At 71.3% G+C, this 20,340-nt stretch carries 19 protein-coding genes and 1 pseudogene; 4 read left to right on the plus strand and 16 right to left on the minus strand.

The window, feature by feature from the left end; genetic code table 11:
* The first annotated feature begins 23 nt into the window (after window positions 1-23).
* Window positions 24-326: a prevent-host-death family protein gene (locus ACIBH1_RS46935; protein WP_397320625.1), complete on the plus strand. Its 303-nt coding sequence runs from the start codon at window positions 24-26 to the stop codon at window positions 324-326.
* Window positions 323-568 carry a hypothetical protein gene (locus tag ACIBH1_RS46940; RefSeq protein ID WP_397320626.1) on the plus strand — a complete coding sequence of 82 codons (246 nt, stop codon included), beginning with the start codon at window positions 323-325 and terminating at the stop codon, window positions 566-568. Before ACIBH1_RS46935 ends, ACIBH1_RS46940 begins: the two co-directional genes overlap by 4 nt.
* 337 nt (window positions 569-905) lie before the next feature.
* Here the strand turns inward: ACIBH1_RS46940 and ACIBH1_RS46945 are convergent, their stop codons facing one another.
* The 3 genes from ACIBH1_RS46945 to ACIBH1_RS46955 form a co-directional block, all read right to left on the minus strand.
* Window positions 906-1,043, minus strand: coding sequence for a hypothetical protein (locus ACIBH1_RS46945; protein ID WP_397320627.1), 138 nt, complete (start codon window positions 1,041-1,043; stop codon window positions 906-908).
* A 696-nt stretch (window positions 1,044-1,739) separates the two neighbouring features.
* Window positions 1,740-1,931 (minus strand): hypothetical protein, encoded by a 192-nt coding sequence (locus tag ACIBH1_RS46950; protein ID WP_397320628.1) that lies wholly within the window; start codon window positions 1,929-1,931, stop codon window positions 1,740-1,742.
* 578 nt (window positions 1,932-2,509) lie between these two features.
* The gene (locus ACIBH1_RS46955) at window positions 2,510-3,106 is read right to left on the minus strand and encodes a hypothetical protein (RefSeq protein WP_397320629.1); all 597 of its coding nucleotides are present in this window, start codon (window positions 3,104-3,106) and stop codon (window positions 2,510-2,512) included.
* Window positions 3,107-3,279: 173 nt separating this feature from the next.
* Between ACIBH1_RS46955 and ACIBH1_RS46960 the strand changes: the two genes are divergently transcribed.
* Window positions 3,280-4,068, plus strand: coding sequence for a hypothetical protein (locus ACIBH1_RS46960; protein ID WP_397320630.1), 789 nt, complete (start codon window positions 3,280-3,282; stop codon window positions 4,066-4,068).
* Window positions 4,069-4,200: 132 nt separating this feature from the next.
* Here ACIBH1_RS46960 and ACIBH1_RS46965 read toward each other — a convergent pair whose 3' ends face one another.
* Window positions 4,201-4,821 (minus strand): hypothetical protein, encoded by a 621-nt coding sequence (locus ACIBH1_RS46965; protein WP_397320631.1) that lies wholly within the window; start codon window positions 4,819-4,821, stop codon window positions 4,201-4,203.
* A gap of 17 nt (window positions 4,822-4,838) precedes the next feature.
* Between ACIBH1_RS46965 and ACIBH1_RS46970 the strand changes: the two genes are divergently transcribed.
* The gene (locus ACIBH1_RS46970; protein ID WP_397320632.1) at window positions 4,839-5,078 is read left to right on the plus strand and encodes a hypothetical protein; all 240 of its coding nucleotides are present in this window, start codon (window positions 4,839-4,841) and stop codon (window positions 5,076-5,078) included.
* A 1,266-nt stretch (window positions 5,079-6,344) separates the two neighbouring features.
* On the opposite strand, the gene ACIBH1_RS46975 is transcribed toward ACIBH1_RS46970, so the two are convergent.
* The 12 genes and pseudogenes from ACIBH1_RS46975 to ACIBH1_RS47030 all read right to left on the minus strand — a co-directional run.
* The gene (locus ACIBH1_RS46975; protein WP_397320633.1) at window positions 6,345-7,982 is read right to left on the minus strand and encodes a hypothetical protein; all 1,638 of its coding nucleotides are present in this window, start codon (window positions 7,980-7,982) and stop codon (window positions 6,345-6,347) included.
* 2 nt (window positions 7,983-7,984) lie between these two features.
* Entirely contained in the window at window positions 7,985-9,955 is a 1,971-nt protein-coding gene (locus ACIBH1_RS46980; RefSeq protein WP_397320634.1) for a hypothetical protein, read from the minus strand.
* A gap of 184 nt (window positions 9,956-10,139) precedes the next feature.
* Entirely contained in the window at window positions 10,140-11,021 is an 882-nt protein-coding gene (locus ACIBH1_RS46985; protein ID WP_397320635.1) for a hypothetical protein, read from the minus strand.
* 83 nt (window positions 11,022-11,104) lie between these two features.
* Complete coding sequence (locus ACIBH1_RS46990) at window positions 11,105-11,452, minus strand: DUF2470 domain-containing protein (protein ID WP_397320636.1); 348 nt, start codon at window positions 11,450-11,452, stop codon at window positions 11,105-11,107.
* Window positions 11,449-12,444 carry a ferrochelatase gene (locus tag ACIBH1_RS46995; protein WP_397320637.1) on the minus strand — a complete coding sequence of 332 codons (996 nt, stop codon included), beginning with the start codon at window positions 12,442-12,444 and terminating at the stop codon, window positions 11,449-11,451. Before ACIBH1_RS46995 ends, ACIBH1_RS46990 begins: the two co-directional genes overlap by 4 nt.
* A 91-nt stretch (window positions 12,445-12,535) precedes the next feature.
* Window positions 12,536-13,843, minus strand: a pseudogene (gene hemL, locus ACIBH1_RS47000) (glutamate-1-semialdehyde 2,1-aminomutase); the annotation flags it as partial.
* Entirely contained in the window at window positions 13,840-14,844 is a 1,005-nt protein-coding gene (gene hemB, locus ACIBH1_RS47005; protein WP_397320638.1) for a porphobilinogen synthase, read from the minus strand. The pseudogene hemL and the gene hemB, both read right to left, overlap by 4 nt.
* Window positions 14,841-15,800, minus strand: coding sequence for a hydroxymethylbilane synthase (gene hemC, locus ACIBH1_RS47010; protein WP_397320639.1), 960 nt, complete (start codon window positions 15,798-15,800; stop codon window positions 14,841-14,843). Before hemC ends, hemB begins: the two co-directional genes overlap by 4 nt.
* A gap of 2 nt (window positions 15,801-15,802) precedes the next feature.
* Window positions 15,803-17,869, minus strand: coding sequence for an MFS transporter (locus ACIBH1_RS47015; protein ID WP_397320640.1), 2,067 nt, complete (start codon window positions 17,867-17,869; stop codon window positions 15,803-15,805).
* Window positions 17,866-19,365 (minus strand): acetyl-CoA carboxylase biotin carboxylase subunit family protein, encoded by a 1,500-nt coding sequence (locus ACIBH1_RS47020; RefSeq protein WP_397320641.1) that lies wholly within the window; start codon window positions 19,363-19,365, stop codon window positions 17,866-17,868. The genes ACIBH1_RS47015 and ACIBH1_RS47020 overlap by 4 nt, the downstream gene beginning before the upstream one ends.
* A 109-nt stretch (window positions 19,366-19,474) precedes the next feature.
* Window positions 19,475-20,194 (minus strand): hydrogen peroxide-dependent heme synthase, encoded by a 720-nt coding sequence (gene hemQ, locus ACIBH1_RS47025; protein WP_397320642.1) that lies wholly within the window; start codon window positions 20,192-20,194, stop codon window positions 19,475-19,477.
* Window positions 20,191-20,340: uroporphyrinogen decarboxylase family protein (locus ACIBH1_RS47030; RefSeq protein ID WP_397320645.1), on the minus strand; the 150-nt coding region annotated here is incomplete at its 5' end. The genes ACIBH1_RS47030 and hemQ, both read right to left, overlap by 4 nt.

The following is a 20,340-nucleotide window of genomic DNA, read 5'->3' on the forward strand; positions in this document are numbered from 1 at the left end:
GAAGTTCCCGTAGTGTGGGAGGCATGACGATGGACCAGGCGCACCTGGAGACGCTCGGGATCGCCGCGGCCGGCGACAAGCTCGGCTCGCTCGTCTCCCGCGCCGTGCACGCCCACCGGCCGACCCGCATCCGCAGGTCCGCCGACGAGCACGCCGTGCTCATCTCCGACGACGACTACGCCGAATACCTGGCGCTCAAGCGGGAGCGCGAGGCCGACCAGGTCGCCGCCCTGATCGCCGCCACCAGCTCGGAGCGGATCGAGGAGCAGGCCTACGCCAGCCGCGAGCAGGCCTACGCCGACCTCGACCTGGACGCCGCTCGGTGAAGCTGCGCGTCTACTTCGACCCCCGCGTGCGTGAGGTGCTGCGCGCGGCCGCGCCCGCGCTGCGCCTGACCATCGCCGACGCGCTGCTCGACCTCGGTGACGACCCGATCCCCGTCGGCGCTCAGCCGTACGCCGAGGTCGAAGGCGCCTACGAGCTGGCCACGCCGGTGTTTCGGGCCATCTACACCTACGACGGCGACCTGCCGTACGTCTCGGTGTGGGTGCTACACATCAACACCTAGCCCGGCCCATACGAGCGGCCTGCTGAACTCTCGGCTGTCGTGCGCGTGCCCGGTCACGGCTTCGTGACGGACCGTGCCGGGTGGCCTCGCGTCGTCGGCGGCAGCGGGCATTCTGGGGGGTATGCCGCTCTCCTCGACTCCGGAGCCGCCCGGTTGACCGGCTTCCTCGCCACGCTGTCCAACCACATCTCTGCCTCCATGACGTCGCCCAGGGCCCCTGGAGATGGCGCGTCCGGCTGGACCAGCAGGTGACCACCCATCCTCATCGCGACGACAACGCGAAGGCCTCGCCAGGGTGCCCATCCCTGGCGAGGCCTTCGACGCGCTGTCGTGGGGATCAGTCGAGGTCGTAGACGAGGCTGTGACTCCAGCCGCCGTAGCCGCCGCAGCAGGCCGATGCCGAGCTCGGCGCGATAACGCCGATTGTGAGCAGGGTAGTGGCGGTGGCGACGGCCAGCGCGAATGCCTTCTTCATGGCAGCTCTCCTTGAGGCCATACCGGACAGGATGATGAAGCGCCGATCATGATCGGCGTCCCATGTCGTCGGCAGCCCCAACTGCAGCCTCGACCTCCTTGCCCATCGTGGGCGGAAGGTCGTTCTGTCACTGTAGAAGGAGGGCGGGGGCTTTGAGGCGGAAATGGTCAATTGTGTCTCGCCCACAATGCGCTGGCCGGTTCCAGTGTGCGCACCCCGCGCCTATTGCAGCTCTGGAGGACGAGAGGGGTCAGGAGCTTTCCCTGTCTTCCAGGCCGACCGCGGCGCGCAGTTCCCGGATCTCGTTCTCTTCCAAAGGGCGCTGTTCCCGCGCCTCAGCCTGGTCGATCATGATGCGCGTGACCCCTTCGGAGCCGCACACCGCGAGCGCGAGGGGTCAGTTCAACCGCGAGGGTGGCACCACCAGCCGCGGCAGGACGTCGGTCAAGCACGCCGCCCACAGCGTTCTGACCTCTTCCAGGTGCTCGGGCGAGGTGATCTGGCGGGCCTTGCCTGGCGGCCAGGTAGTTCAGCCATGTCGCCACCGGCGGTCGGTCCTGATCGCAGGCCACGCACAGTTCGATCACGGCGTGACCGGCCGCTCGCAGATCCAGGCACATCAGGACCCGGCCGCCGCAGCGCGAGCACCACGGCAAGTCCTCGCTGTTCACGCGGTCGAAGTTCACGGTGGGGCCGTCATACATCGGCGGCCGCAGATGTCATCTTGATCAGCCCGGCGTCGAAGCCGAGCTGGAACAGCACGCCGAGGTCGAGGGCGATCTCGACCGGGGCGTCGGCTTCTTGGCCCTGGCCAAGTTCGGCCTGGAGCGTGCGGTGCAGCAGGCGGTGCAGCACGCCATGGGCGAAGCCCAGCAGATAGGCGTGCATGGCAGCGGGGTCGTGCACTGAGGAGTCGGGGAAGTCAGGGCAATCCCGCAGTTCCTCGTGCGTGGAGCGGGTGAGGGTGGCGACCGCCGCGGCGAACGCCGGGTCGGCGGCGATCTTTTAGACCTGCGTACCGTAGTCGTCGTAGAGCCGCCGTACAGCGAACGACTCCACCGCCGAGCGCCACGGGACCGCTCTTGAGGAAGCCAAAGGGGTCAACGAGGTCAACGAGGTCAGGGGCGGCCGCGTCAAGGACTCCAGCCGGTCACCCAGCCAGGAACGACGCCAGCGTCGCAACCAGTTCCGCATGTCCATACAGGGATGATGAGCACCCCGGGCCGCACCCGTCCCACCGCACGCCTCCACCCGCACTCGAATCGTTACATTCCGCGTCGGGACCGTCACTTCTACGCTGGGAGGCTCTGGCCGCGGATCCCAGCATCGCTATTCAGCCCCGAAAGTTCTGCGTCCAAAGCCTTAGGGACGTGACATCGCAGCCGATCGCCTGTTCATGCCTTCAGCTCCCCAGTGGGGGCTGTCATGTTGATGTGCCGTCGTCTTCCGGCGACGGCACATCAACCTCACGGGGTTTCCTTGGCGCATGCGTTCACCGCGGCCTTGGCCTCCTTCTCGCACTTCAGCGCGTCAGTGGCCTCCCCACAGATCGCTTTGGTGAGAGCGGCCGCCGCGTCGGCCCAGTGCGAGGAGTCGGTTTTCTCCTTGACCCCGGCGCCGGCCAACGCTCCAGCGGCATCACACCACCGGCCGGTCGAACGGGTGCACTTCTGGAACGCCTGCTCTCCTGCCTGAAGGCAGTGCTGGGCCACAGGGACCTTGCTGGGAGTGATCAACGGCGAAGCGGTGGAAGGCTGAGGGGAGGGGCGGTCGGCTCCCCCATTGCCTCCTGAGATTTTCGCGTCCGCGTAGTCCCCCTTGCTGGGCTCGCGTTCTTCCGGCTCGGACTTCGGCGAGTCGACCTCGATGACGTCGTCCTCAAACATGATCACCACGGTAGGCTCGCAACCTTTGCAATCGTCCTTCGACCCGGACCCTTCCGACATGTTGAGGATGCCGATGGGCTCAGAGACCTGAGTCTTGAGCACGCCTGCGAACGCCACGCCAGCGGCGATGATCGCGATGAGGCTGAGTAGGGTTGGGATGAGGCTTCTCGCGTGCATGATGTTCCCTCCTCGGAGTGATCGGATCGCTGAGATGCACGCATGTAGGACTCCCTTCTCGGCCCCGGAAGCTACCGAATCGCTCACGCTCCTGCAGCACTGCATGGATGCGGCAGCGAGGTAAACCGGATGGGTGACTGGCCCGTCACCAACTGCTGGCGGACACTCCCGTCATGAGCTCGACCGATGCCATGGCGGCCGTGACGCACCTTCGTCGTCCTGGAACACAGCAAGGACAACACGACACTCTGCTCCTGCTCGGCGTCGGGCTTGACCTCATCGGACAGGCCCTGGCTCAGGACAGCTACGGGTTGACGTTCACCTGGCCGAGCCGCGCCCAGCTGATCAAGAAGTACAACATGGTCACAGGCTTACGAGCATCGAAGGGCTTGTTTGAAGATCGGTGGGCGACGATGGGCGACTACTACGCCGACCTGTTCGCCTGGGCGCTCCATCCGGCCCAATGGGTGCGCCACCAGCAGGTCGCGGAAAAGGCCACGGCGAACCTGCGAACGGCTCCCTCGTTCTCGGCCACCGCACGACATGCCGCCCTGCTCGACATCCAGGCACTGACACAAGCGACGTCGTTCCGGATCAAGCTAGTGCTGTGCGCCACGCACCCGATCGCCCCGGCGCATCGAGCCGCCCTGAGGCCCTTCTATCAGGCGGCTCGAGACTGGTGGAGCGTGGTCTACGAGGCCGTCCTCAACGGCAGCCGACGAGCGCTGCGTCCCGATGTCCCCATGGCGGAGTTCGTGGCGATGATGACCGCCATCGAGGAAGGGCTCGTCCTTCACTACCTTTCCTCACCCCAATCCTTCGACCGGAGCATGGAGCGCCTGGCCGAGATATTGGCCACGGGGGCAATGGCGCTGATTCTGGGAGCATCAGCGCCAGAAGGCGACGCCGAGCCGCTCAGCACGTTGTGTGATCGCCTCCTGTCCTACCCGTCTCAGCCTTGAACGCGAAGACGCACTCATCGTTTCCGGGATGTCGGCCCAACTCTGAAGACCTGCCGCCCTACCTTGGCCGCTGGACGGAGGTGGCTACCCGCGCGTGCCCGGGAGCATTCGGGATGCGGTCGCCGCGGCGTTCTAGTCGAAGTCGTCGTGGCCGACGTCGTCGACGTCCGCGAAGAGCTCTGGCGGCGGCTTGGCCTGGATCGACCACATCCAATGGGATGGGCGCTGCGGGATCGGACAGGGGCATGCCCATTCAGGCTCATACGGGGAAAACGCCACCAGCAAGGCTTGATCGAAGAGCAAGGGATCCCACTCCAGGAGCTCGACGTCCGGGGAGCCTGGCCCGATCCACCCTTCGGCTAGGACCTCCGCGTCGTGGGGGTAGTCGAATGCGCCGCCGTCGGGATCGGTGCTGTTCGCCATGTGGATCTCCACCCTGTACGGGCGCGCGACCGTGATGCGGGCAAAAAGCCGGGAGTCGTTGTCGAAGTGCGTCACCAGCATCTCGGGGCGCTGGGGCGTGAGCTCTTCATGGCGCTTTTGCGCCTCGGCCATGAACCGTCGGTGCTCGATCTCTGCCACCTCATCAGCCCGGTTGGCGGAGCGTTTCGCCGACCGCGCGGCGACGGCGGAGAAGTAGAGGGCGAGTAACGCGATCGCTGCGGCGGCCCAGGCAGCCCATGCTTCGGGTTCCACAGCGATCACGTTAACCGCTGGAAAGACGCGGCACTCTTCGACGGCGCCCTGCGGCATGACAAGCTCCCTGTGCGGTGGAGCGCATGCGTTGTGAGGCCGACGAACTCCGGGCCGGTGCCCGAGCCCTGCTGATCACGCACATCGATGCGCTCTTGGCCCGCTATCAGCCCGGCGACGCTCTGCTGATCGACTGGACCAACGTCCTCGCCTCGGCTCTGCTGCCCGCGCTCGATGATCGAGAGGTCCATGTCGTCGGCACCTTGACTATCCGGATCGGCGTGCCCCCGCGCCCGCCAGGCATGCCAGACCTGTAGTACTGCAAGTGCGAGTAGAGGATGGCAGCTGTCCGATGCGGCGGGGCGGGTCGATCAAGCAGCGCACGGCAGGCGCGCCCCTCTGCGGCATCCCACGAGTGGACTCGTCGCACGAGCTCGCTGCTGCCGGCGGGCGACGAAACGCCGCACCACCGCAGCCCGTTCTGCGGCAGACGCAGGGCCTCGCCCGGTACGGCGGGATGCGCAGCATCGGCAGCTACAAACCGCATCCCAAAGATCACATTTCGTCCTACAGTGAGAGGAGTGCAACAGACAGCGTCGTGTGACGGGATGTGCCGATGCCTGATCATGAGCCCGATCGAGGTCCCGATCGTGAATCGTCGCCGCTGACCGGGTCGCCGTACAGCGGCTACGCCGGCCCGAGCGGCTTCCGCCAGCTCGACGGCGGCTATCCCATGGAGCCCGATCATCGAGCCTGGCCGTCGCTCCCACACCTCGACGATGACGACCAGAACGACCAGGACCGTCAGGGTGATCAGGATGTCCAGGACATTCAGGGCGGTGTCCCTGGCCCGGCCTTACCTACTGCGGGGCGCCTGTGGCACGACCCGGCAGCCCCGCTGCGTGCCGACGACGACTTCTGGGACGGCGATGACGTCGAGGGGTCCGAGGGGCCCGAACGCGCCCAGCTGCCTTGGAGACTGATCGCTGGAGCTGCAGCGGTCGTCACCGTGGCCGCTGGGGCGATCCTGTGGGGCGTCAGTCGGCCCGACAGCCCGGCTGTCCCCACTGCCGCCGCTACCACCGCGACCTCACCCACGTCGACCGCCCGGGGCAGCGTGAACTTCTCTGTCACCACGCGCCCGCGCCCGACCGCCACACCCGCTGCAACGCCTTCTTCCACGGCCTCCCCGTCGTCGTCGACATCCACTCCGACCGGGTCGTCGGCCCCGGATTCGTCCGGCGATTCGGAGCGCTCGCCGCAGGAGCCACCGGTCTCGCTCCCCGACAAGCCAAATCGCGGGGCCGAGGATCCTGAGGTGACGATGCCGACGACCGGTCCGGAACTGCCGCCCGTCGACCCGTGTGGGCCGGGTTCAGGCATCGAGCCGCTCACTGGGCAGTGCGCTCCGCAGGAGCCCCCCATCAGCTGAGCTCGTGACGGTCGGAACGAAGGCCCCGGCCAGGCACACCAAAGGGTCTCGAAACCGGCCATCCAGGCAGGGCGTCCTGGAGTTGGGGGTGGCCGGCTTCGAGACCCTCGTCTTGGGTCGTGCCTGATCAGGCCGCTGGTCAGGTCGCTGGTTAGGTCACGATGAAGATCTCCCCGAAGCCGGTGGACAGCGCGTCGATGTCACCGGCGATGCTGTGCTCGGTGGCGGTCGGGACGAACAGCACCGACAGGGTCGCGCGGTGGCTCGCCTTGAGCAGCGCCTGCCAGAGCGCGTTGGCGGCCAGGCCCTCGTTCAGCACCCGGTAGAGCGCGCCGGAGCCGTCGGCGGCCTTGTGGCCCCAGATTGTCACCGACTGCAGGCCGCGCTGGCGGATCGGATGGGTGACGCGGTCGCGGATCAGCGCCTTGATCGTGGCGTTGCTCCAGTTCGAGGTGCTTCCGGCGTGGGCTAGGCCGTACTCGCGTGAGCCGATGGAGGCCAGGTTGCCCCATCCGCGGGCGTGGATGGCCAGCCATTGCGCCTGGCTGGGAGTGACCGGCTTACCACCGAAGCTGATCTTGTATTTGGCGTAGGTGGAGGCGAACAGGCCGGAGGCGACGTAGATGCGGTCCAGCCGTACGGCGGCCAGGTAGCCGCCCACGATCTGCCCGTTCTTGCGCTGGAGGAGCTTCGTGGCGGTGATCAGCGGATACGTGGCCCGCATGGTGGTGATGCAGGAGGCGTTGTGGCCGCAGCCGAGCTCGGGCACGACCACCTCGACGGCCAGCCGGTGCTGGGGAAGGGCGGCGGTCAGCGCGGCGTGCGCCTTCTGGAGGAAGTCGGTCACCTGGCCGCTGCTGCGAAAGCCGGTGAAGCCGAGCGAGGCGGCGAACTTCACCCCGCTCACGCCGGGCTGCTTGGCTGCCGCGGCCAGCCGGGCGACGGCGGTCTTGAAGGTGGCTGGGCCGCGCAGGTAGGCGGGGGCGAGGTCGGATTCCACCCAGATGCCCATCTGCTTGGCGCGGGCGGCGCCGATCGCCTCGACGACCGCGGGCAGCGCCGCAGGTTCGGCCAACGCCGCGGCGCTGGGCGAGGTCGAGGGTGTGGGGCTGGGTGACGGGAGCGGGGTGGCCGGCGTGGAGGCGGTGGGCGGTACGGCGGTGGGCAGCGGCTGCCCGGTGGCCGAGGGCGCCACGCTCGGCACCGGTACGGCCGTCGGCGCGGGCCCGGCGGACGCCGGTGGTGTGCTGGCCTGCCCCGCGCACGGCCACCGGCCCGGCTCCGCCGTACAGAACGCCGCCGGCGCCAACACCGGCTGTCCGCCCACCGTGCACGCCCACTGGGACGTGGTCGTCTGCCACTGGCAGACGACCAGCCTGTCCTTGCCGCAGTCGACGACGTCGTCGGGCTCCTCGCTCCAGCCGCCGGTCGAGGTCAGGCAGAAATGCCGCTTGGATTTGTCGGTGAGGGCGGGCGTGTGCGGAACATTGGGAAGGGCGCCGGGGCCGTCGGACGCTTCACCGTCGACCTGGCCCGGCGCGCCCGGCTCCGCGCCCTGGGGAGGGTCGGGCGGGGTGCCCTCCGGCGGCTTCTTGCCGCCCGAGCTGCCCGAGCTGCCCGAGGTGCCGGAGCTGCCGGAGGTGTCGCTGGATTCGGCGCCGGTCAGCGTGCCGGAGATCGTGCCGTTCTCGGCCAGAGCGTAGAGCGGGCCGCCGATCAGGCACAACGCCGCGATGCCGGACACCGCACCGATCCGGGCGCGGCGGGACAGACGTGTGAACACGCTCATGGTCAGCCTTCCTGCGAGGTGGGGTTGCCGTACTGGCTGCAGTTGGCGTAGACGATCTGGCCGTTGAGGTTGTAGGCCTTGCCCTTGTCGGCCTGGACAGTCCAGGACACGGTCGCCGTCAGGGTGCCTCCCCCGGTGGTGGTCCCTTCGGTGGTGACGCCGTCGCCGGTGGCGGTGCCGCTCCACTGCACAGTGACCGTGGTGCTGTCGCGTTCGTCGGTGCACATCGGCTTGATCGAAGGCGCGGAGACGGAGACGGAGGCGCCGGACACGCTGACCTGGCTGTGGCTGGCTGAGGCCGCGGTGATGTGGCAGGTGGCGCCGGGGCACTGCAGCGACAGCGACCCGGATCGGCTGGTGCCCAGGACCAGGCCGCTGATGGTCGCGGTCGGCGCCGCCGGGGGCGGGAGCTGCTTCTGGGCCGCTGCCGGCGGGTTGGACTCCTGGCCGGGCTGGCTGGGCGGCTTGTCCGGGCTTTTCGGCTTGTCCTGCTGGTCGGGCTTGGTGTCGGCCAGCGGTGGTTGGTCGGGTCCGCGCGGTACCGGTGCGGAGGTCTTGGTCTTGGGCCTCTTCGGGGTCGCCTGCGTGGGCTGGCTGGTCGGGACGACGGGCTGGCCGGTGGGCGGGGCGGTGACCAGCAGCGGAGGCGTGGCCGACGGGCTGGCCATCGTCTCGGGCACCAGCATGATGGTGGGCGGCTCCTGCGGCCCTTCCTGCCCTCCGTCCTCGGGGAAGGGCGTGTTGACCAGGGCGGTTCCGGAATCGACGGCGGCGCCGGGCGCGGCGGCCTGCCGTACGACGGTGGGGGTCTGCATGCCGCGGAAGGCCAGCAGCGCCACGGCGGCGACGGCGACGAGGCCCAGCAGCGCCTTGCCCCGCTGAGCCAGTGCGCCCCGGCCGGCGGCGCGGTCCCGGGCGGCTTCCCCGGCCTCGTGGGCGCTGTGCGCGAGGGCCTCGTCATCGGCGGTGGGCGCGGGATAGTCCGCGGGCGAGGTCCGGAAGTTGCGGAGGAAGGCCCGTCCGCCCTTCGGCAGGTCATCAGCGTCCTTCCAGAACTCCGCGTCCGCATCCGGGTCCCCGGCGCGGGCGGCCGCTCCCCCGCCCTGCCCGACGCTCTCCCCGGCGGCGTGGTCGACGGCCCGGTCGACGGGGTCGGTCAGCTGGTCGACCGGGATTCCCGTCTCGGTGGCGGCGTTGATCGGTGCATGCCGGACGGTGGGGAACCCGTCGGCGCGCCACAGCTCGTCATTATCGGCGAGCGGCTCGGCCTCGGACATGGCGTGATCGAGCGGTGGGGCGTCCTCGCGGAGGGGCAGGCTGGCCAGGAGCACGGTCGCCGACCGGGTGACGGGTACGGCCGCGCAGGTGTTGCATGCGTTGACGTGGTGCCGGATGTTGCCGCGGGTGCGCCGCATCGGGGCGGCTCGCCAGTCGGCCACGAGCACGGCCAGTTCCCTGCAGGCGCCCGGCGGGAGCTGCCCGCCGGTGCTGGTGTCGGTGGTGTCGGCTGCAGCGACCGCGGCGTACCAGCGCTCGAACTGCTCGGTGGCCTGGCTGATCATGTCGTCGACGGCGAACGGTTCGATCTCGAAGATGACGCCGATCTGGGCCGGAGTCAGGCCGTGCCGGACGGCCAGGTCCAGCAGTTCGCGGTGGTCGGCCTCCAGCGAAGCTAGCGCGCCGGCGACCAGGTTCGGGGTGGCAGCCAACGGCCACGAGCTGGTGGTGAGCGGCTTGGCGGCCCGGCGCAGCCCGCGGTGCGCGCGGGCCAGCGCATACAGCCACGCCTGCAGCAGCCTTGGTTCGGCCAGGCGATCGGCGTGCGCGTAGGCCGACAGCAGGGTGGAGGCCAGCGCCAGGTCGGCGTCGTCGGCGTTCAGCTCGCTGGACAGGTAGTCGTGTAATCGTGCGCCGAGTTCGGCGTGCAGGTCGCCGATGTCGGCTCGGGCCTCATCGTTCAGCGATGCCCACATGCAGGGTCCTCTCTGGGCTCGATGCGGAAGGGCAGGTGCCTGGGCGTCCGCGCGCGGCCGGCCAGGCACGGCGGACGCCCAGGCGGAGGGTTTGGGGCCGCGGCCGCTCCCTCCTTCGGGAAGGCCTCGCCCAGGGGGCGGGCGAAGCCGAGTCATCAGGGTCTGGTCACGCGGGTGGCGACCATCAGCTGGACCGCTCGCCGGAGGCCTCCGTCTCGACCGGGACCTCGGCCGGGGCGTCGGCGGGGCAGCGGTTGACGACGACGGCGGCGACCAGCCGTTCCATGCCGCTGCGCACGGGGTTGGCCTCCGGGGGTGGGGAGCCGGTGTCGTCGGGAAGGGGTTGGGCGAGCACGGCGGCGATGGCCGCGCCCAGGTCCCGCCCGGTATCGCCGTGGCGGTCAGCGATCAGCAGCTCACACAGGTCCGTGGCGGCTGCGGCGGCAACCTCCTCGTGGCGGCGGCATCGAGCCGCGACGGTCTGCTCCAGACCGGTGACCTGGGCCAGGAGCCGCTGCAGGGCCGGGACGGTGCTGCAGCGGTCCAGATCGGCCACTTCCGACAGCCGGATCGGCCAGCGCAGCCGGGCCTCCCGGATCTCGGCCACGGTGAGCTGAGTGATCGCCTCGACGTCGGCGGCACTCACCGGGCGCTGCAGCTGCCTGAGGTGGGTGGCGGCGCTGTAGGCGGCCAGGCGCCGCGTGAAGGACACGGAGGCGAGCCGGCCGGTGAGGGCCTGGCGCAGCAGCTCGGCTCGCCGGGTGACCTGCTCCTCGCTCCATCCGAGCACGTCCACGGCGCAGGCCCATCCGGGATCGCCACCGCCAACGGGGCGTGGGGATGCGGCGGAGACGTGCCAGCCGATCAGCTGCAGCTCGCGCATCAGCTTGTTGGCGTTGGTGGTGACCAGTTCGCGGCCAGCTGCGGTCAGGGCGATGCGCTGCCCTTCCCACAGCGGGCGCGGGGTGATCTCCACGGTGACGCCGGGGTCGAGCACGCGGGTGGCGATGCGGCCGATGGCCAGCGTGGCCAGGTCGCGGTAGGGGGCGGCGGCTGGCTCCTGCACCGTGCCAGCCGTCGCCCCGGCCCCTGCCGCGGCCCTTGGCCCGGCTGCTGCTTCGGCGGGTGGGATGGGTCCAGGCCCGGTGTTCATTCGGCGCCCTGGGCGTCGCTGACGCGCGGGGTGATCCCCCGCGTGTGGCAGGCCTGCTCGTACAGGGCGATGCAGCTGGTGCGGAGCTGCGAGCGCTCACTGATCGGGTGCGGCCACGGGATACGGACCCGGTCACCGTCGCTGCCGCCGTCGTCGCTGCCGCCGTTGCGGTTGCCGTTCACGAGGAACTCGATGCCGGCGCCGTCGAGGTCGACTGGTAGGGCGCTGTGCGCGTCAGGCCGGGAGCCGAGCGCCTGGACGATGAGCAGGCTGTCGTCGGCGTGGTCGAGCACCAGGTGCCTGAGCACCTCGAAGACCACGGGCTGGGGGAATGTCGTGCTCATGATGTCTCCAGGTGGGCGGGTCGGGTCGATGCGGTGCGGGCGGGGGCGGGACAGCAGGTGCGGGCGCAGGCCTCGGGCTGGAGCTCGGCCATCAACTCGCGCACCATGGCCACGAACTTCGGGTGGGTGCCGACCGTCGCGGCCCGCTCCATGGGCAGGCCGAGGTCGTCGGCGAGCTGGCGGGCCTCGGTGTTGAGGTCGTAGACGACCTCCATGTGGTCGGAGACGAACCCGATCGGGACGAGCACCACGGGCTCGTCGAGGGTGCGCAGGTGGTCGAGCACGTCGGGCTCCAGCCACGGCACGTACGGCGGGCCGCTGCGTGACTGCCAGACCAGGTCCCACGGCTCGGCGCGGCCGAGAGCGTCGCTGACCAGGGCTGCGGAGCGGCGGATCTGCTGTTCGTAAGGGCTGGTGGCGGCCATCGCGCTCGGGATGCTGTGCGCGGTGAACACCAACCGGGCCGAGATGCCGTCGGGCAGGTCGAGCTTGTCGAGCGCGTCGCGCACCCGGTCGGCCATCGCCTCCACGAACCCGGGGTGATCGCCGAAGTGACGCAGCTTGACCAGCTCGGGGCCGCCGGGGATGGCGATGCGGGCGATGTCTTCCAGGTACTGGCGGCAGGAGGAGTAGCCGGCGAACGCCGAGGTGGTGAAGACCGCCGCTCGGGCGATCCCGTCGGCCTTCATCTGCGCGACGGTGTCCTCGCCGAGGGGGTGCCAGTTGCGGTTTCCCCAGTAGACCGGCACGTCGAGCTTGTCACGCAGCGCGGCGACAAGGGCCCGGTTCTGGTCGTTGATCGGGCTGCGCCCGCCGAACGACTGGTAGTGCTCGGCCACCTCAGCCAAGCGCTCGTCCGGCACGCCGCGGCCGCGCACGACGTTCTGCAGGAACGGCATGACATCCTCGGGGCCCTCGGGTCCGCCGAAGGACAGCACCAGCAGCGCGTCATACGCCCCGGGCAGTCCGGCGCCGGCGGGGTCAGATGGCATGGAGACCTCCGGAGACCTGGCCGCGCGCCCGCGCGGCTGTGGGAGCGGTGCGGGTCGCGGGCGGGATGCCGGGCAGGTGGCGTTGCCGGGTGACAGCGGCGGCGGCTGTGGCGGCGGCGGGGATGGCGTACAGCACGCGTGACAGGGCGGTGGAGTCGAGCGCGGCCGACACCATCCACGCCTCCCGCGGCGAGGGCGGCAGGTAGACGCCGCGATCGAGCATGGCGTGGAAGAAGGCCCGGTAGGTGGCGCCGTCGTGCTGCCGTGCTTCGGTGTAGGTGGTGATGGGCCGGTCTGGCTGGTCGGTGAAGAAGAGCGAGAACAGGCTGCCCGCGGCCTGGATGCGGTGGGGAACGCCGGCGGCGGCCAGGTGGGAGGTGAGCGCCTGGCGCAGCAGGGTCGAGGCGGCATCCATGGCGGCGTAGGCGGCGGCGTCGAGGTGGCGCAGGGTGGCCAGCCCGGCCGCGCACGCCAGCGGGTTCCCGGACAGGGTGCCTGCCTGGTAGACGGGGCCGAGCGGGGCGAGCCGCCCCATGAGGTCGGCGCGGCCGCCGATCGCCGCGGCGGGCAGCCCGCCGCCGATGACCTTGCCGAAGGTCATCAGGTCGGCGTCGACCGCCTCCAGGCCGTACCAGCCCGAGCTCGACACGCGAAAGCCCGTCAGGACCTCGTCGACGATGAGCAGGGCGCCGTGCGCGGTGCAGATCTCGCGCAGGAAGGCGTTGAACCCGGGCTCGGGTGGGACGACGCCCATGTTCGCCGGGCACGCCTCGGTGATCACGCAGGCGATCTGCTCGCCGTGCTGGGCGAAGGCCTCGCGCACCGCGTCGGGCGTGTTGTACGGCACGACGATGGTGTCGGCGCTGACCCCGGTGGGCACGCCGGGGCTGTCGGGCAGGCCGAGGGTGGCCACCCCGGATCCGGCCGCGACGAGGAAGGCGTCGGCGTGCCCGTGGTAGCAGCCGGCGAACTTGACGATCTTGTCGCGGCCGGTGGCGGCGCGGGCCAGCCGTACGGCGGTCATGGTCGCCTCGGTGCCCGAGCTGACCAGACGGACCTGTTCGACCGGCCCCACGCGGGCCGCGATCTCGGTAGCGAGCTCGACCTCCACGCCGGTGGGGGCACCGTAGGACCAGCCGCGCGAGGCGGTGTCGGCGATAGCGGCCGCCACGGCGGGATGGCGGTGTCCCAGGATCATCGGTCCCCACGCACAGACCAGGTCCACGTAGGAGGTGCCGTCGACGTCGGTGATGTACGGGCCCTGGCCGGAGGCCATGAAGGGCGGGGTGCCGCCGACCGCGCCGAAAGCGCGCACCGGAGAGTTGACCCCGCCCGGGATGACGGCGTGGGCGCGGGCGAACAGGACCTCGGATTGGGAGGTGCGAATGGGGGCGGTCATGACCGGCTCACCAGCGCAGCCGCGTCCATCGCCCAGTAGGTCAGGATCAGATCGGCCCCCGCGCGCCTGATCGAGGTGAGGGACTCCAGGACGGCCCGGTCGCGGTCGATCCAGCCGCGTGCGGCGGCGGCCTCGATCATGGCGTACTCGCCGCTGACCTGGTAGGCGGCCACCGGCACGTCGACCTCGGCGCGCACCTGACCGATGACGTCGAGATAGGGCAGGGCGGGTTTGACCATGACGATGTCGGCGCCCTCGGCCACGTCGAGGGCGGCCTCACGCAGCGACTCGCCCGCGTAGCCCGCGGGATCCTGCTGATAGGTCTTGCGGTCGCCGAAGTTGCTGGGTGTTTCGACGGCGTCGCGGAAGGGCCCGTAGAAGCCGGAAGCGAACTTCGCCGAGTAGGCCAGGATGGCCACGTTGGTGTGCCCGGCTGCGTCGAGCGCCTGCCGGATGTGGCCGACCTGGCCGTCCATCATGCCGCTGGGCGCGATCAGCTGGGAGCCGGCGGCGGCCTGGGCGACGGCCATGGCGGCATACCGCTCCAACGTGCGGTCGTTGTCGACGTCGCCGGCGGGGGTGAGCAGGCCGCAGTGGCCGTGGTCGGTCGCCTCGTCCAGGCACGTGTCGGCTCCGACCACGAGAGCATCACCGACTTCGGCGACAGCGGCGCGTAGCGCCTGCTGGGTGATGCCGTCGGGGTCTAGGGCCGCCGACCCTTCGGCGTCCTTGCGCTCGGGGATGCCGAACAGCATCACACCGCCGACCTCCGCCTGGGCGGCCTCGTGGACCGCCTTGCGCAGCGAGTCGAGGGTGTGCTGCAGCACACCCGGCATGGAGCCGACCGGACGCGGCTCGGACAGGCCTTCCCGGACGAACAGGGGCAGGATCAGGGTGGCGGGGTGCAGTCGCACGTCGGTGACCAGGCGGCGCATCGCCGGGGTACGCCGCAGCCGGCGCGGCCGTACGGCAGGGAACCCGGGCGAGCCGATGCCGGTCATGCGTGCGCTCCGGTCAGACGACTGGCCAGGGACGCGCCCAGGGAGGCGGCCATGTCGGCCGGACCGCGGGTGGACATCCGGCTGATGCGGGGCTCGGCGGAAAAGCCGGTGGTGGCATCGGCGTCCTCGGCGAGGGCTGCGGTGAGATGCACCTGCCCGCTCTGGCAGGTGGCGTAGGCGCCGACCGGAGAGCTGCAGCCGAGCTGCAGGGTGGCCAGCACGGCCCGCTCGGCGCTCACCGCGGCGTGGGTGGCGGGATCGTCCAGCAGCTGCAGCATGGGGATGAGGCCCATCCGGGAGGTCAGGCACTCCACGGCCAGGGCGCCCTGGCCGGGGGCGGGCAGCAGCTGCTCGACCTCGAAGATCTCGGCGATGTCGTCGGTGCGGCCGATGCGGGCAAGCCCGGCGGCGGCCAGCACCACGGCGTCGAGCTCGCCGGAGCGCACCTTGCCGATGCGGGTGTCGGCGTTGCCGCGAATCGGGACGTAGTCCAGGTCCGGGCGCAGAGCGCGCAGCATGGCGATCCGGCGCGGCGAGCCGGTGCCGACCTTGGCCCCGGCCGGGAGATCGGCGAACCGGGTCGGGCCGACCAGGGCGTCGCGGTGGTCATCGCGCGCCGGGACGGCGGCGATGGTGAAGCGCGGGTCGGGCACGGTGGGCAGGTCTTTGAGGGAGTGGACGGCGATGTCCACCTCCCCGGCGATCAGCTTGTCGCGCAAGGCGCTGACGAACACGCCGGTGCCGCCGATCTGGCTGAGCGCCTGGGTGGAGGTGTCGCCCTCGGTGACGATGCCGACCAGGGTGATCGGTCGCTGGGTCAGCGCGGTGTAGTGGTCGGCCACCATCTGGGACTGGGTGGTGGCCATGAGGCTGCGGCGGGTGCCCAAGCGCAGTGGGCTGCGCTGGTGAGGCGTGATGGCCTGGTGGGCGACGAAGGTGGGTGAGGTATCCAGCATGATCATCCTTGGCGGCGGGTTGGAGGGATGGGGGATCCGGCCTGCAGGTCCGGCCAGGCAGGGGCCGGGATGCGCGCGAGCGGTTCGGTGACGGGCTCGATCCCCCGAAGCGGGCGATGGGGCGCTGGGTCACCTGTGGCGGGCCAGGGCCAGTTGTCGGCGGCCTCGACCGAGATCAGCGGGTCAGCGGCGGCGGGCGCGGGAGCGACCGGGTGCGTCGGGGTGCCCTCGTGGCGTCGCGGCCTAGGCGCATCGCCCGCTGCGCCGTACGGCGCGCCGTTCTGGCCGAGGTGCTGGCCGGTGGGCAGGCCGTACGGGGGCGGTCCGGCCGGGCGCAATGAAGAGCGCTCCGGTAGGACAGCCTCTTCCGGCGTGGGGGCCGGTAGCGCCAGAGCCGCTGGTGGTGGGGCAAGCCGTGGGCCTGCAGGCCGCAGCCGTTGAGCCTCCCGGGGGCCGGAAATCGGCCAGCGGGTACGGCGCGGCAGCGGCGGGAGCGGCTCGTCGAGGTTGTGGGCGTCCGGCCCGCCTCCCAGCCGCTGGTCGGCTCCGGCGCGCTGCGTGATCGCGGCGGGCGCGGGAGTTGACGCGCGGCCGTTGGACATCAGCCACATCAGGGTGCCGACCGCGGCCAGCGAGGCGATGCCGTACACGCCGGTCAGCAGGGTCAGGTAGCCGCCGTACTCGCCGCTCAGGATCGGGCGTTCCAGCACGATCGAGGCGGCCGCGACACCGACCGCTCCCCCGGCCATGCGGCCGGTCATGCCCGCGCCGGCGGCGCTGGCGTAGTGCTCGGGCGGCGCGCCCAGGGCGCCGAGCATCGACGAGCACGCGGCCATCAGGCCCAGCCCGGCACCGATGACGATCAGCCAGGCCAGGCTGACCGGGGTGGGGTGCGGGGTGAGGGCGACCAGCGCCAGGCAGCCGGTCGCGACCAGCAGCGCCCCGGCCAGCGCGCCGTAGCCGGGCCAGCGCCGGTTGAGTCGGCGGGTCAGGCGTCCGGCCAGCCAGGAGGCGATCGCCATCGCGGCCGACAGCGGCACCAGGTAGAGGCTGAGCCTGGCCAGGTCCAGCCCGGCGTCGCGCACGTACAGCGGAGCACAGAACAAGATCGGGACGCCGACCGCGCCGTACAACGTGCTGAGGGTCCAGCCCCAGCGCAGGCCCGGCACCCGCCACAGCGAGCGCTCCACGATCGGCACCGGATGATGCCGGGAGCGCACCGCGACCCAGGTGAGCAGCGTGGCGGCGAGCAGGACGCAGCCGCCGGTACGGCTGGAGGTCCAGCCCCACGCGGCGCCCTTGCTGATGGCCAGCACCAGCAGGCCGAGTCCGCTGCCCAGCAGGGCGGCGCCGAGCACGTCGGGCAGCCGCCGGGTAGTGGTGGTGCCGCGGTCGGGCAGCAGGCCGATGGCGGCGAGCAGGACCACCGCCAGCACCGCGCCAGGCACCGCGGTGGCGCGCCAGCCGTGGGCGTGGGCGAGCCAGCCGCCGCCCAGGTGGCCGATGATGGCGCCGACGCTGGAGGCGGTCGACCACAGCGCGATCGCCCGGCCGCGCCGCTCGGGGACGGCGTCGGCCAGCAGCAGCGCGAGCGAGGCGGGGATGACCGCGGCCAGGCCGATGCCCTGGCCGGCGCGGGCGGCCAGCAGCACCAGCCAGCTCGGCGCGAGCGCGAACACCATCGAGGCGGCGGCGAACAAGGTGAGGCCGCCTGCCAGCACCAGGCGGCGCCCGGCCAGGTCGGCCAGCCGGCCGGTGACGGTGAGCAGGGCGGCGACCGGGGCTGCGTAGACGGCGCTGAGCCACTGCAGGTCGGTCATCGCCCCGCTCATGCCGGGCAGCGGATCGGCCAGCAGCAGCGGGGTGATGACGGTGGCTGCGATGGTGTCGGCCATCACCAGCACCATGGCGGCCAGGGTGACCGTCAACAGCAGCCCGTCGATGCGGCGCGTGCCGTGCCGCCCGTGTACCCGGCCGAGGGCGGGCGGGACGGCCGGTTCGCCCGGGGTGCGCCGCTCGCCTCCCGGCAGGTGCGCGGGTGCGGCTGGTGTGGTGAAGGCCGTGCTCATGCCTGCGTGCCTGCCGTGACCAGCAGCTGGGAGGCCAGCAACTGGGCGCGTTCGCGGCATTCGGCGACGTCGGTGCCGGAGACGATGCCGTAGCCGTACGGCAGGCCGATCGGCCAGTCGTCGCCGGGCACGTGGTCGAGTCGGTGGTGCCAGATCAGCCGGTCGACGCCCGGCTGCAGGGCCAGCCGGGCGAAGGTCTCGGCGGTGGGCGGGGCCGCGCTGGAACACACTGCCGCCGCCACCCGGCCGGCATCACCGCATCGAGCCAGCCGGGTGGCGGTTGTGGCGTCCGCGCCGCTGGCCAGCTCCAGCGCCATGCGGGTGAGATCAATCCCGCAGGCTAGCTCCACGAGGCGGACGATCAGGGGGGATCCGACGCCGGGTTCGACGTCGGTGACGACCAGCTCGACCTGCGGTCTCGCCGCAGGCTCGGGGTGCAGTCCGGCGGGCGAACCAACGGGCGCACTGCTGGGAGCGTCGACGGGCAACCTGATCTGCAGGTGGTGCGGGCCGGTGTCGACCTCCAGCGCGGTCAGGGCCCGCTGGGCCAGCTCGGCGATGGCGGGCCGGTCGGCGAGCGGGTCGCCCGGGTCGACCACGAATACCTGTGCGCCGATCGTCGGGTCGGCCGACAGGCTGTGCCGTACCAGGGCGATCAGGTGGTGGGATCCAGCGCTGCTGGCGCAGATGGCGGTGATGATCGGCGGCTCGTGGGCCTCGACGAGGACCTGGGCGCTGGAGCTGGCTAGCCGCTGCAGGCCGACGGTGATATGGGCGCGCGAGGCCACCAGGACGCTGGAGTGTGGCGTGCGCTCGCGGCTGCGCAGCATGAGCGGGTAGCCGTAACTGGCGCCGATCTCGGTGGCGGCCAGGTCCACGGCGGTGGCGCCGGTCGCGGTGGTCAGGTGCGGCACGGGGACGCCAGCCAGCTGGAGCCGGTCGCGGGTGGCGGTCCGGTCGGCCAGCACCGCGGCGGCACCGGCGCCGGGACCGGGCAGCCCGAGCGCGGCGGCGAGCTCGCCGGCGAGCTCGTGGTAGGCGGCGTTCAGGGTGATCACGGCGGCCGGGTGCGCGATGGCCGGGTGCGCGACGAGGGCGGCGAGGATGTCGGCCGTGGTCATCGCGGGGACGTGGAGCGGGCGCAGCACTCCCCACGATCCCGAGGCGGTCGATGTCGTCTCAGGTTCTGCGGGCAGGACGGTGAGCATGGGCCGCGAGGTGAGCAGGGCGCCCTCCATAGCGTCCAGCCCGTAGCCGGAGCCGGTCACGTAGTGGGCCCACATGGGCCGCTCGGGCGGGGGGCCGATGAGCAGGATCGGAGCGGTGATCGGCGCTGCGGGCGGGACGGAGGTGGGCCCGGCTTGGGCGGGCACCAGCCCCGCGGCCGACGGCATCCCGGCCAGTGGTACGGCCTGCGCTCCAGCCTGCGGTACGGCTGGGCGCGAGGTCAGGGCCGTGGTCGGCATGGTCAGCGTGGTGGCGGGAGTGGCTGCCACGTCGCTGGACGGCGGTCGGGGAAACTGCTGGGACGGAGACATCGAGCACCTCACCTGAGTCGGACGCTGGGCGGCATCGGTGGTCTGGTGGCGGGACGGTTGGGTGGCGTTAGGGCAGGCCGGACAGCAGCTCGGGCAGGGGTTTGCGAGCGCCGGTGTAGAAGGGGATCTCGATGCGGGTGTGCTTGCGCGCCTCGGCTCCGCGCAGGTGGCGCATCAGGTCGACGATGCGGTGCAGCTCGTCGGCCTCGAAGGCGAGCATCCACTCGAAGTCGTTGAGCGCGAAGCAGGAGACGGTGTTGGCGCGCACGTCGGGATAGTCGCGGGCCATCTGGCCGTGCTCGGCGAGCATGCGCCGGCGGTCGGCGTCGTCGAGCAGATACCACTCCAGGGAGCGCACGAACGGGTAGACGCACACGTAGCCGCGCGGCTCCTCCTCGGCCAGGAAGGCCGGGATGTGCGACTTGTTGAACTCGGCCGGCCGGTGCAGCGCCATCGCCGACCAGACGGGCGCGCTGTGGCGGCCCAGGCCGGTACGGCGGAAGCGGGCATACAGGTCCTGCAGGTCCTCGGGGGCGGGCGCGTGCCACCAGAACATGAAGTCGGCGTCGGCGCGGAAACCCGCCACGTCATAGACGCCGCGGGTGATGACGTCCTTGCTCGCGGCCTGCTCCAGCAGGTGCTCGACCTCGTCGGCCATGCCCTCACGCTGGTCATCGGGGCAGGGCGTGGTGGCGCGGAAGACCGACCACATCGTGTAGCGAATGACCTGGTTCAGGTCGCGTGCTCGGGGCCGCGAGGGCGCGGGCGAGCTGCTCGGGGTGCTCATGCGGATGCTCCGTCGGAGGTGGGGGCGGTGTGGATCAGCTCGACCAGGCGTTTGAGCTGGTCGGGGTCGGTGCTGGGCAGCACGCCGTGGCCGAGGTTGAACACGTGGCCCTCGGCCTGGCTCCCGCGCCGCAGGATCTCGGTGGC

The sequence above is a fragment of the Nonomuraea sp. NPDC050663 genome (assembly GCF_044456985.1).
GTDB lineage: Bacteria > Actinomycetota > Actinomycetes > Streptosporangiales > Streptosporangiaceae > Nonomuraea.

Coding starts and splice junctions, on each gene's coding strand:
- hemQ (WP_397320642.1), bottom strand. CDS start 20,194: ATGAGCACCCCGAGCAGCTCGCCCGCGCCCTCGCGGCCCCGAGCACGC.
- ACIBH1_RS46960 (WP_397320630.1), top strand. CDS start 3,280: ATGAGCTCGACCGATGCCATGGCGGCCGTGACGCACCTTCGTCGTCCT.
- hemB (WP_397320638.1), bottom strand. CDS start 14,844: ATGACCGGCATCGGCTCGCCCGGGTTCCCTGCCGTACGGCCGCGCCGG.
- ACIBH1_RS47015 (WP_397320640.1), bottom strand. CDS start 17,869: ATGAGCACGGCCTTCACCACACCAGCCGCACCCGCGCACCTGCCGGGA.
- ACIBH1_RS46980 (WP_397320634.1), bottom strand. CDS start 9,955: ATGTGGGCATCGCTGAACGATGAGGCCCGAGCCGACATCGGCGACCTG.
- ACIBH1_RS46950 (WP_397320628.1), bottom strand. CDS start 1,931: ATGCACGCCTATCTGCTGGGCTTCGCCCATGGCGTGCTGCACCGCCTG.
- ACIBH1_RS46935 (WP_397320625.1), top strand. CDS start 24: ATGACGATGGACCAGGCGCACCTGGAGACGCTCGGGATCGCCGCGGCC.
- ACIBH1_RS46975 (WP_397320633.1), bottom strand. CDS start 7,982: ATGAGCGTGTTCACACGTCTGTCCCGCCGCGCCCGGATCGGTGCGGTG.
- ACIBH1_RS46955 (WP_397320629.1), bottom strand. CDS start 3,106: ATGCACGCGAGAAGCCTCATCCCAACCCTACTCAGCCTCATCGCGATC.
- ACIBH1_RS46945 (WP_397320627.1), bottom strand. CDS start 1,043: ATGAAGAAGGCATTCGCGCTGGCCGTCGCCACCGCCACTACCCTGCTC.
- ACIBH1_RS46990 (WP_397320636.1), bottom strand. CDS start 11,452: ATGAGCACGACATTCCCCCAGCCCGTGGTCTTCGAGGTGCTCAGGCAC.
- ACIBH1_RS46995 (WP_397320637.1), bottom strand. CDS start 12,444: ATGCCATCTGACCCCGCCGGCGCCGGACTGCCCGGGGCGTATGACGCG.
- ACIBH1_RS46965 (WP_397320631.1), bottom strand. CDS start 4,821: ATGCCGCAGGGCGCCGTCGAAGAGTGCCGCGTCTTTCCAGCGGTTAAC.
- hemC (WP_397320639.1), bottom strand. CDS start 15,800: ATGCTGGATACCTCACCCACCTTCGTCGCCCACCAGGCCATCACGCCT.